The organism is Proteus sp. NMG38-2, from assembly GCF_020640995.1.
Taxonomy (GTDB): Bacteria; Pseudomonadota; Gammaproteobacteria; order Enterobacterales; family Enterobacteriaceae; genus Proteus.
Genome location: NZ_CP085481.1, coordinates 49049 through 60989, shown reverse-complemented (window position 1 = coordinate 60989; position 11941 = coordinate 49049). Strand labels below are relative to the sequence as shown.

At 31.1% G+C, this 11941-nt stretch carries 12 protein-coding genes; 9 read left to right on the top strand and 3 right to left on the bottom strand.

Translation table 11 applies throughout. The features are described from left to right. Positions 1–20 precede the first annotated feature (20 nt). Genes LG402_RS00295 through trmL form a run of 9 tightly spaced genes read left to right on the top strand, consistent with a single transcriptional unit; the run spans position 21 to position 8858 of the window. Positions 21–1121, top strand: a complete 1101-nt coding sequence (locus LG402_RS00295) for a glycosyltransferase (protein WP_227336262.1) — start codon at positions 21–23, stop codon at positions 1119–1121. 24 nt (positions 1122–1145) lie between these two features. Further along, positions 1146–2228 (top strand): glycosyltransferase, encoded by a 1083-nt coding sequence (locus tag LG402_RS00290; protein WP_227336261.1) that lies wholly within the window; start codon positions 1146–1148, stop codon positions 2226–2228. Positions 2229–2239: 11 nt separating this feature from the next. Further along, complete coding sequence (locus tag LG402_RS00285) at positions 2240–3259, top strand: polysaccharide biosynthesis protein (RefSeq protein WP_227336260.1); 1020 nt, start codon at positions 2240–2242, stop codon at positions 3257–3259. A 17-nt stretch (positions 3260–3276) separates the two neighbouring features. Next, on the top strand, positions 3277–4377 hold the full coding sequence (wbjC, locus tag LG402_RS00280; protein ID WP_227336259.1) for a UDP-2-acetamido-2,6-beta-L-arabino-hexul-4-ose reductase: 1101 nt from the start codon (positions 3277–3279) through the stop codon (positions 4375–4377). After that, positions 4377–5507, top strand: a complete 1131-nt coding sequence (gene wecB / locus LG402_RS00275; protein ID WP_227336258.1) for a non-hydrolyzing UDP-N-acetylglucosamine 2-epimerase — start codon at positions 4377–4379, stop codon at positions 5505–5507. The genes wbjC and wecB overlap by 1 nt, the downstream gene beginning before the upstream one ends. Continuing rightward, positions 5507–6718 carry a glycosyltransferase family 4 protein gene (locus LG402_RS00270; RefSeq protein WP_227336257.1) on the top strand — a complete coding sequence of 404 codons (1212 nt, stop codon included), beginning with the start codon at positions 5507–5509 and terminating at the stop codon, positions 6716–6718. The genes wecB and LG402_RS00270 overlap by 1 nt, the downstream gene beginning before the upstream one ends. Further along, the gene (locus LG402_RS00265; RefSeq protein WP_159363675.1) at positions 6715–7116 is read left to right on the top strand and encodes a WbuC family cupin fold metalloprotein; all 402 of its coding nucleotides are present in this window, start codon (positions 6715–6717) and stop codon (positions 7114–7116) included. Before LG402_RS00270 ends, LG402_RS00265 begins: the two co-directional genes overlap by 4 nt. A gap of 60 nt (positions 7117–7176) precedes the next feature. Beyond that, entirely contained in the window at positions 7177–8343 is a 1167-nt protein-coding gene (locus LG402_RS00260) for a nucleotide sugar dehydrogenase (RefSeq protein ID WP_227336256.1), read from the top strand. Between the two features lie 11 nt (positions 8344–8354). Next, the gene (gene trmL / locus LG402_RS00255) at positions 8355–8858 is read left to right on the top strand and encodes a tRNA (uridine(34)/cytosine(34)/5-carboxymethylaminomethyluridine(34)-2'-O)-methyltransferase TrmL (RefSeq protein ID WP_036933349.1); all 504 of its coding nucleotides are present in this window, start codon (positions 8355–8357) and stop codon (positions 8856–8858) included. Positions 8859–8950: 92 nt separating this feature from the next. Here trmL and LG402_RS00250 read toward each other — a convergent pair whose 3' ends face one another. The 3 genes from LG402_RS00250 to cysE are packed head-to-tail and all read right to left on the bottom strand — an operon-like array spanning position 8951 to position 11905. Further along, complete coding sequence (locus tag LG402_RS00250) at positions 8951–10510, bottom strand: phosphoethanolamine transferase (protein ID WP_227336255.1); 1560 nt, start codon at positions 10508–10510, stop codon at positions 8951–8953. Positions 10511–10535: 25 nt separating this feature from the next. Next, a complete protein-coding gene (locus LG402_RS00245; protein WP_227336254.1) occupies positions 10536–11084 on the bottom strand; it encodes a serine acetyltransferase in 549 nt (182 codons plus the stop codon). Next, positions 11084–11905 (bottom strand): serine O-acetyltransferase, encoded by an 822-nt coding sequence (cysE, locus tag LG402_RS00240; RefSeq protein WP_072064676.1) that lies wholly within the window; start codon positions 11903–11905, stop codon positions 11084–11086. The genes LG402_RS00245 and cysE overlap by 1 nt, the downstream gene beginning before the upstream one ends. Positions 11906–11941: the final 36 nt, after the last annotated feature.

The following is an 11941-nucleotide window of genomic DNA, read 5'->3' as shown; positions in this document are numbered from 1 at the left end:
AATGCTGAGTTCTATATCCAATGAAAATAATATACTGCATACCTTCATTACATAATTCAGGCGGAATGGAGAGAGTCCTTACTTTAAAAATAAATTATCTATTAGAAAAAAAAGATTATGATATTACTATATTAACTTATACAAATAACGAAAAAATATTTTTCGCTTTAAATAAAAATGTAAAAATAGTTAATATTAATAGCGGAAATATCATTTTAACTTACTTTAAGATGCTCTCCTTTATAAAAAAAAGTAATCCTAATTATTTTATTTCTCTAGGAGGGAAAGACAGATTTTTACTACCATTAATCAAAGATAGTCATATAAAGAAAATTCTTGAATGGCATTTTTCTTATACAACACCAATTAGAATTATTGAATCAAAAAATAGTGGTATTCTTTCACAAAAAAAAGCTTTAATAAAAATGTTTTTAAACTCCATAATTTCTAAATATAGTGATATTTTTGTTGTCCTAACAAAAAAAGATAAGGATTTATGGGCTGCTGCAGGAGTTAAAAATATAGAAGTAATTTCAAATCCATGTTCATTTAAAAACAAAAATGAATGCAAAAGAGGTCTTTCAAAAAATGATGGCAAATTAAAATTTATAAATGTTGGAAGATTGGATTATCAGAAAGGATTATTTGATTTAATTGAGATATTTTATAAATTAAAAGATATATCTTCTAGCTGGGAATTAAATATTTATGGTGATGGATCTTTATATAATTTATTAATGGAAAGAATTAACTACCTAGGTCTATCTAAAAATATAAAAATTCATAAACCAATTAAAGATATCAGTCATAAGTATGAAGACTCTGATTGTTTCGTTATGACTTCATACTATGAAGGTCTACCAATGGTACTTATTGAGTCATTATATTTTGGTCTTCCAATAGTATCTTTTGATTGTGATTGTGGACCTAGTGATATTATAAAAAATGATATAAATGGTTATTTAATAAAAGAAAGATCCATTGAAAATTATTCAAACTCTATTAGATATTTAATTAACAATAGAGCAAAACTAAGCGAACTTTCTTATAATTCAAAGATTTTATCTGATGATTATTGTATTGACCGCATTATGCCTTACTGGATTAATCTTTTGAAATAACACTTCCACTATTTAAGAAAACATATGCCAAATATTTTAATTATTGCATCAGCAGCTCGAGTAGGTGGCGCACTTACTATATTAAAAAACATATTAAATGAAGCCTTGGAGACAGAATATAATTATACGATTATTGTAGATCCAATAATCATTGAAAAATTACCTATAGACAAAAAATTTAAATATATTCCTGTTAATACTCAAAGTTGGATTACTAGAATAATTTATGATAATTTTTATTATAAAAAAATCATTAATGAAGGTGACTATTCGTTTTGTTTAAACTTACAAAATATTCCAATAAATTTTAAAGAGTTAAGACAGTTTATTTATTACCATCAACCTCTTCCATTAATTAACTATAAATTTTCACCATTTAAAATAGATGAGCTAAAACTATTTTTATACAAGCATTTCTATTTTTTATTCATTAAAATGAATAAAAAATTTGCATATAAATTCATTGTACAAACAATGTGGGTTAAAGAATCACTAGCAAAAAGATTACATTTTGATATAAATTCAATCCATATTATTAAACCCAAAATAAACCTACCTAAAATAGAGGTTAAAATTTTTAACGATGAAGTTAATTGGTTATTTTATCCAGCACAACCATTCACATATAAAAATCATAAATTCTTAATAAATATATTTCTAAAACTAGGAAAAGAATATCTAGAAAAAAATAATTTTAGATTATATCTAACTATTAGTAATACAGATTTTCCTGAACTATATCATTTAGTGAAAAAATCAAACTTGGATAAAATTATATTTTTTCTAGGTAGTTTATCTAAGGATGAAGTGATTCATTATTATGAAACGTGTAAATCTCTTATATTTACTAGTTACATCGAAACCTATGGTCTTCCTCTAGCCGAAGCAACTTATTTTGGATCATATATAATTACAGGAAATCATCCATTTTCTAACGAAATTTTAAAAGAATATCCAAATAAAATAATTTGTACTCCCGATTCTATAGATGAATGGGTTGATGCTGTAAAAAATCTAACGTCAAAAAGTAAACTCAAAAATCCTCATACATATATTCAACATGAAGGTAATGATGATATTTTAATCTCATTATTAAAAATAATTTGAAGAGTAATATTATGTTTAATCAAAAAACACTATTAATCACTGGCGGTACCGGTTCTTTTGGAAATGCTGTCTTAAATCGTTTTTTAAAAACAGATATAAAAGAAATTCGTATATTTTCTCGCGATGAAAAAAAACAAGATGATATGCGAAAAAAATATAATAATCACAAATTAAAATTCTATATTGGTGATGTTCGTGATTATTCGAGTATTTTAAATGCAACTCGTGGTGTTGATTTTATTTTTCATGCAGCAGCACTTAAACAAGTACCTTCATGTGAATTTCATCCAATTCAAGCCGTTAAAACAAATATTTTAGGCACAGAAAATGTTTTAGAAGCAGCAATTGCTAATTGTGTAAAGCGGGTCGTTTGTTTAAGCACAGATAAAGCGGTATATCCGATCAACGCAATGGGCATATCCAAAGCAATGATGGAAAAAGTCATGGTTGCTAAATCTCGTAATTTAGATAGCAATAAAACAGTTATTTGTGGAACACGCTATGGCAATGTAATGGCTTCTCGAGGTTCAGTTATTCCTTTATTTGTTGATTTAATAGGTGAAGGAAAAGCAATTACAATTACAGATCCTAATATGACACGTTTTATGATGACATTAGAAGATGCTGTTGACCTTGTATTATATGCATTCCAAAACGGAAATAATGGTGATATTTTTGTTCAAAAAGCACCTGCAGCAACAATTGAAACATTAGCAATAGCATTAAAAGAATTGTTAAATGTACCAGAGCATCCAATAAATATTATTGGCACACGCCATGGTGAGAAACTTTACGAAGCTCTTTTAAGTAGAGAAGAAATGTTAGCAGCTATTGATATGGGTGATTATTACCGTATTCCACCTGACTTGCGTGATCTTAATTACGACAAATATGTAGAACAAGGCGATTCACGTATTTCTGAAATTGAGGACTACAATTCACATAATACAACTAGATTAGATGGAGATGGAATGAAAAAGCTATTATTAAAATTACCTTTAATACAAAATTTACATACCAATAAAATTTAATTTAAGGCTATGTTCATATGAAGATCCTGGTCACTGGTGCTGATGGTTTTATTGGCAAAAATTTATGTCTCCGATTAGAAGAAAATAATTTTGAACTAATAAAAATAAACCGCAATAGTTCTAAACATGATTTAAAACTAGGTCTAATAAATGCAAACTTTATCTTCCATTTAGCTGGAGTAAATAGACCTCAAAATGAATCAGAGTTTCATGAAGGTAACGTATCTTTAACTGAAGAAATTACTCATTTTCTTATTAAAAACAATAAGAAAACACCAATAATGCTGAGTTCATCAATTCAAGCAAGTAATGATAACAAATATGGTGAAAGTAAAAAATTAGCGGAACGCCATATAGAAATGTATGGGTTAAAAACTAATGCAAACTATTATATTTATAGATTGCCGAATGTTTTTGGTAAATGGTGTAAACCAAATTATAACTCGTTTATTGCAACCTTTTGCCATAATATCACAAATGATATTGATATAACCGTAAACTCTTCAACAGCCAAAGTTTCACTGATTTATATTGGCGACCTATGTAATGAGTTAATCTCTCTATTAAATGGCAATAATAAGATAGGCTTTCAAAATATTTCACCTATTTATGAAACTACCGTCGGTGAAGTCGCTGATTTACTCTATACCTTTAAAAATAGTCGCAATACATTAGTTACAGAAGACGTAGGTAATGGTTTTGCTCGAGCACTATATTCTACTTGGTTAAGCTATCTTTCACCTCAGCAATTTACTTATTCCGTTCCTCATTATGGGGATCAAAGGGGGGTGTTCTGTGAAATGCTTAAAACAAAAAATAGTGGCCAATTTTCTTTCTTTACCGCACATCCTGGCATTACTCGCGGGGGACATTATCACCACACTAAAACAGAAAAGTTCTTAATTATTAAAGGAAAAGCTTTATTTAAATTTGAGAATATTATTACAGGTGAAAAATGCGAGTTAATTGTTTCAGATCATGATTATAAAATCGTAGAAACAGTTCCAGGATGGTCTCATGACATTACAAATATTGCCGACAGTGAATTAATTGTTATGTTATGGGCAAATGAAATCTTTAATAAAGAACTTCCAGATACAATAGCGAGACCGTTGTAATGAAAAAATTAAAAGTTGTATCCGTTGTTGGTACTCGTCCAGAAATTATTCGTCTGTCTAGGGTTTTAATAAAATTAGATCAATTTTGTGAACATATTATTGTTCATACTGGTCAAAATTATGACTACGAACTAAATGAAGTTTTTTTTACAGATTTAGGTGTTAGAAAACCCGATTATTTCTTAAATGCAGCTGGTGCTAATGCTGCAGAAACGATTGGTAATGTGATTATAAAAGTTGATCAAGTATTAGAAAAAGTCATGCCAGAAGCTGTACTTATTTTAGGTGATACAAACTCTTGTATTTCAGCCATACCTGCAAAAAGACGTAAAATACCTATTTTTCACATGGAAGCAGGTAATCGTTGCTTTGATCAACGAGTACCAGAAGAAACCAATAGACGCATTGTTGATCACACTGCTGATATCAACTTAACCTATAGCGATATTGCACGCCAATATCTTCTTTCAGAAGGGATACCCGCAGACCGTGTTATAAAAACAGGTAGTCCTATGTTTGAAGTGCTTTCTCATTATATGGAAGAAATTGATAACTCTAAGGTGTTATCTCGATTAGGTTTAGAGTCTGGAGCATTTTTTGTTGTAAGTGCTCACCGAGAAGAAAATGTTGACTCACCTAAGCATTTAATGAAATTAGTCAACATTTTAAATACTGTTGCTGAAAAATATAATTTACCAGTTATTGTATCAACACATCCAAGAACCAGAAAAAGAATTGATGACCATGGAATTACTTTCCATGATAATATTCAATTATTAAAACCATTAGGTTTTCACGATTATAATCATCTGCAAAAACATGCAAAAGCAGTTCTGTCTGACAGTGGAACTATTACAGAAGAATCATCAATTATGAACTTCCCAGCTCTTAATATCAGGGAAGCTCACGAAAGGCCAGAAGGTTTTGAAGAAGCATCAGTGATGATGGTTGGTTTAGAATGTGATCGAGTGCTTCAAGCATTAAATATACTCGCCTCACAACCAAAGGGTAATGAACGTTTATTGCGCCAAGTAGCTGATTACAGTATGCCTAATGTTTCAGACAAAGTTGTAAGAATAATTCATTCTTATACTGACTATGTGAAAAGAGTTGTTTGGAAAGAATACTAATGAAATTAGCCCTCATCATTGATGACTATTTACCCCATAGCACTCGTGTTGGGGCAAAAATGTTTCATGAGTTAGCACTAGAATTACAGTCCCATGGTCATAACATTACCCTAATTACCCCAGATAAAAACCAATCCTCTCCTTTAGTAATTGATAATTTAGATGGTATTAATATCTGGCGTTTTAAAAATGGTCCAATTAAAGATATAAAAAAAATACCTAGAGCTATTAATGAAACACTACTTTCTTATAATGCTTGGAAAGCCATTAAACATTTAATCAATAAAGATTCATTTGATGGTATAGTTTACTATTCTCCTTCTATATTTTGGGGGGGATTAGTTAATAAACTTAAAGAAAAATGCCAATGCCCTTCTTATTTAATATTAAGAGATTTATTTCCTCAATGGATTATTGATGCTGGTATGCTGAAGTCTGGCTCTCTAATCGAACGCTACTTCCGTTTTTTTGAACAATATTCTTATAAACAAGCATCTATAATTGGCTTAATGTCTAAAAAAAATCTAGATTATTTTTACCAACATAAAAATAATAAAGACTTTAAATGTGAAATTTTGAGAAATTGGGCTAATACTTGTCAATCAACCATTGTGGCTAATGGATATATTTCAATACGTAAGTCTTTAAATTTACAAAATAAGACTATTTTCTTTTATGGTGGAAACATTGGCCATGCCCAAGACATGGGTAATTTGATGCGTCTAGTAAAGAAAATGAATATATACCCTGATGCTCATTTTCTTTTTGTTGGACAAGGCGATGAAGTTGAATTAATCAAAACTTTAGCTAATAAATGGAATTTAAATAATTTCAGCTATCTACCTTCAGTTGATCAAAATAAATTTAAATTAATCCTTAAAGAAATTGACATCGGTTTATTTTCATTAGCTTCTCATCACTCCGCACATAATTTCCCAGGTAAATTACTCGGATATATGGCTAATAATATCCCTATATTAGGTAGTGTTAATATAGGAAATGACTTGCAGGAACTAGTAAATAAAGAAAATGCAGGTTTTATTCATATAAATGGTGAAGACGATAATTTATTTGAATCAGCTAAAAAGCTCCATCTTGATATAGAACTACGAAAAAAATGTGGAAATGATGCCTATAATCTGTTGTGTAAAGAGTTTTCAGTTACTTCTATTGCATCAACACTAATAGATAGGTTGAGATCTTTAAAATGAGATATATTGATAATTCATCGTTAGAGAATTTATATAAAGAAGCAAAAAAATCGGAAAGGTTACGTTCTCATTTATTATTACATAAATCCCATGAAGACAAAGTACAACGCTTACTTATTGCTTTAGTGAAAGGTAGCTATGTTGAACCTCATTATCACGAGCTACCTCATCAATGGGAAATGTTTATTATTTTGGAAGGACAAATTGAAATTACACTATATAACCATTCAGGAGAAATAAAAGAAAATTTCTTAGCTGGAGAAAATACTAATATTTCGATTGTAAACTTAGATCCAAATGAAATACATGCTCTTAAATGTATTTCTCAAAAAGCATTAATGTTAGAAGTAAAAGAGGGGCCTTTTGATCCCAATTATGCTAAAAAATTCTTAATTTAATAGATCAATTTACTATCTATAATACACCTATAAAATTAGGTTAATCTTAAAGGTCTATTTATGAAAATCACAATCTCTGGTACCGGCTATGTCGGTCTATCTAACGGAATACTTCTTTCCCAAAACAACAAAGTCGTTGCGTTAGATATCAATAAAGAAAAAGTTGAATTACTGAACAAAAAAATCTCTCCAATTACAGATAAAGAAATTGAAGAGTTTTTAGCGACCAAAGAGCTCGACTTTACGGCTACATTAGATAAAGAATTCGCTTATAAAGATGCCGATTTCGTTATCATTGCTACACCTACCGATTACGATCCTAAAACAAACTATTTTAACACCTCATCAGTAGAGTCTGTTATCTGTGATGTTTTAGAATATAATCCAAATACGACAATGATTATTAAATCAACCATTCCTGTTGGTTTTACAAAAGAAATGAGAGAGAAATATAATACGGATAATATTATTTTCTCACCTGAATTCTTACGTGAAGGTCGTGCACTTTACGATAACTTATACCCTTCTCGTATTGTCATTGGCGAGCAATCAGAAAGAGCACAAAAGTTTGCAGACCTTTTACAACAAGGTGCATTAAAGAAAGATATTGATGTTCTGTTCACTGACTCAACAGAAGCAGAAGCTATAAAATTATTTGCTAATACTTATTTAGCACTGCGTGTTGCTTACTTTAATGAACTTGATAGCTATGCTGAATCTTACGGTTTGAACTCAAAACAAATCATTGAAGGTGTTTGCTTAGATCCTCGTATCGGCAACCATTATAATAATCCATCGTTTGGTTATGGTGGTTACTGTTTACCAAAAGATACCAAACAACTGTTAGCAAACTACGACTCTGTTCCTAATAATATTATTAGTGCCATCGTTGAAGCTAACCGCACTCGTAAAGATTTTATTGCCGACTCAATTATCGCTAAATCACCAAAAATCGTAGGTGTTTATCGTTTAATTATGAAGTCTGGTTCTGATAATTTCCGCTCTTCTTCTATCCAAGGCATTATGAAACGTATTAAGGCCAAAGGTATCGAAGTTGTGATTTATGAGCCAGAAATGAAAGAAGAAACCTTCTTTAACTCAAAATTAGTTCGTGATTTAAATGAGTTTAAAGCTATGTCTGATGTCATTATTACCAATAGAATGTCATCTGTACTAAACGACGTTGAAGAAAAAGTTTATACTCGAGATCTCTTTGGTAACGACTAAACCGATTTCATATGCTCAATATCGTCTTATTTGAACCCGAAATTCCACCGAATACGGGTAATATTATTCGCCTGTGTGCTAATACAGGCTTTCATCTTCATTTGATCCAACCATTGGGCTTTACTTGGGATGATAAACGTCTGCGTCGTGCAGGGCTTGATTATCGTGAATTTGCTGATATTAAACAGCACCACGATTACTATGCTTTTTTAGAAAGTGAAGGTTTAAACCCTGATAATGCACAATCGCCAACTGGCGCACGTGTATTTGCGTTAACGACAAAAGGCACACCAGCACATAGTAATGTGAGTTATCAAGATGGAGATTATCTCCTTTTTGGGCCTGAAACCCGTGGTTTACCGCCTTATGTGTTAGACAATATGCCAACACAGCAGAAAATCAGAGTTCCAATGCTTGCTGATAGCCGTAGTATGAACCTGTCAAATACCGTTGCCGTTGTGGTTTTTGAAGCATGGCGTCAACTTGGTTATCCTGGTGCATTGTTAAGAGACTAATTATTTTTTAATCTTTGTTCCGTCCCAATAGCTAAAAGACCCTACAGTAATAATAACAATACTGTAGGGTCTTTTTTTATCTAAGATAATTTCTATTTACCATTAATATCTATAGCTGGATCAGGATGATTATTAATTAATTTTATTTTATTAAAAAGTCCATAATCATTATTATCATTAATACCATCAAAAAGATCGTAATGAATATCTAGTTGTTTACTATCAATACCTATCCAATTGGCAATACCATTGGTGAAATTTAACCCTGATTTAAATGAATGTAATTTCACCTTTTCTTTATCATCGCTTGATAATTTAATAAGAGGAATATCATAATGATATTTACTTGTATAACTTAAATTTAGTTTTATTTTATCTACTGAAAAATCATGTGATAGACCATGATCACTGAAATAAATAAGCGAAAAAGTACGTCCATTAGTTTTCATTTGCTGATCGAGTATTTTATAAACCTCTTCAATCATTCTATCAGTTTTATAAATCGATGTAACATAGCAATTTAAATAATCGTAGTTCTTATCTTCTATCTTAGTGATTAATGCGACATCAGTGATCCGTTGACATACATCAGGATGAGAGCCCATTATATGAATAACAAAAAATCTTTTTTTATTCATACTATTATCAGTTAAGAAATTTTTAAATTTTGCTAATAATTCAAAATCACTTCGATTAGATGATTCAAAACTTCCACTATTAAGAAATGATATAGCATAGCTTTTTTTAGCAATAGCAGTAACAGGTGAATCATATTTGCTAACATATCCTTGATTCGATATCCAATATGTAGATATTCCTGCTTGATTAATTAAATCAATTAAATTGAGATTATAATTTGGCGTCCAATCACTTCTATTATTTTCAGTTAACATAAGACGCAAAGAAGCAACCGTATTTGTTCCTGCAGACGTTAACCCATCAATAATAGTTGCCCGTGATTGACTAATAAATGGTGTATTATCTATTGGATAACCATACTCATGTAAATAATCTTTTCTTGCACTTTCCCCAATAATAAGCACATAATCATCATATTTAGATTTATTATAATTAAGTGTTACATCTTGCCAATTACTTTTAGGAAGCAATGTTTCTAACTGAGTAAGTTCATATTTCACTTCTTTTATGGCTATATAGAGTTTTTTAAATAATAGAAAAGGAGACTGATTAATTACCAAAATAATAACTGTAGTAATAATAAATAATTTATTTTTATAAAACTTAATATTACTTTTATTATTTAATTTATAAAACAAAAGAATACAAACTGGTATAGATAATGCATAAATCCAATTTCTTGATGGAATTAATGATAAAAATTCATTAGATTCAATTAAGTTTGTAGATAAAAAAGAAACAACGTATTGATATGAAGGATCACCGAAAGATAAACCAATAGGTGTATATATTGTATAGCAGAATATTAACATTCCACCAACTATAATAAATAGTTTTCTATATAAACTGAGCGTAATAATAAATAAAGCAAGGCTTAATATATCTAAATTTTTAGCTTGAAAACCGATACCTCTATACATCATTTTGATGGCAATAAACAAAAAAACCAGTGGTAGTAAAATTTTTATTAAAGAGATAAAAATTAATTTTAAATTAATCGAATTTTTCTTCATGCAATATTCATATTTTAGTAAATCATCACTTATTAAGAATAGGTGTTATTTGACAGTAATAAAGACACCCTTCCCCCACATCCTTTAATACCAATGCGTGAGCACCAATCACTGCATTATCACCAATCTCTATCTCACCACCAATAATCGATGAGTTACAACCAATATAAACATGGTTGCCAACTCGAATATCTGCTTTGCCATCCTTCTCTTTTACTCCAATGGTGACACCTTGCATTAACGTCACATTCTCACCTAACTGACAGTAATTAGTCAGTACGATCCCAATGGGATGAGGTAATGAAAGGCCTTTACCTATGCGCGTTCTTAATGAGATATCGTTGCAATATTTACGATTGTTTTTAGCACCAATACGAATACCTAATTTTTTAAGAAAACGATTTTTAGAAAAATAAAAGAATTGGGCGACACGCCACCAAAATAGATAACGTGAACGTTGACAGAAAAAGACGCGATGAAATAGTCTTATCCAACTAAAAGGCTTGTTATCACCAATATACTCAGCATGTAAACAAGCCTTAAGTTCAGAGAGCGTAACTTCAGTTAATGCCATTAAATGCCATCACCACATTCAAATCCCGGTACCACACCATTAAAGTGTTGATCCATATCGAGTGAAGGCTTGTCACTCGTTGGCTTACCAACAATACGGGCAGGAACACCAGCAACTGTAGTGTGTGCAGGAACTTCATGTAAAACGACTGATCCTGCGCCGATTTTGGCACCGCGACCAATCTCAATATTACCGAGTATTTTAGCACCTGCACCAATCATCACACCTTCACGTACTTTAGGATGACGATCACCACAAGTTTTACCTGTTCCACCTAAAGTCACAGATTGTAAAATAGAAACATCGTTCTCTACGATAGCCGTTTCACCAATGACAATGCCCGTTGCGTGATCAAGCATAATACCGTGACCAATACGTGCAGCAGGGTGAATATCGACACCAAAAGTCACAGAGATTTGATTTTGCAGATAAACGGCAAGCGCTTTACGATCTTGGTTCCATAACCAATGGGCTATACGATAAGCCTGTAGCGCATGAAACCCTTTTAAATAAAGTAGTGGCGTAGAGTATTTATCAACTGCAGGGTCGCGTAAACGAACGGCTGAAATATCATAAGCCGCTGATTCAATCATAGAATTATCGCTACGATATGCTTCTTCAACAATCTCACGAACAGCGATCGCAGGCATCGTCTGGGTTGCCAGCTTATTCGCCAACATATAACTTAAGGCGCTACCTAAGTTTTCATGTTTGAGTAATGTCGCATGGAAGAAACTCGCCAAAATTGGCTCACAATCTGCCAAACATCTTGCTTCATTTTTAATATGATCCCAGACTCTTTTTAGCTCTTCTAGCGACATACTCACTCTCATTCTTTTTACATTGAAGCCTAAGTA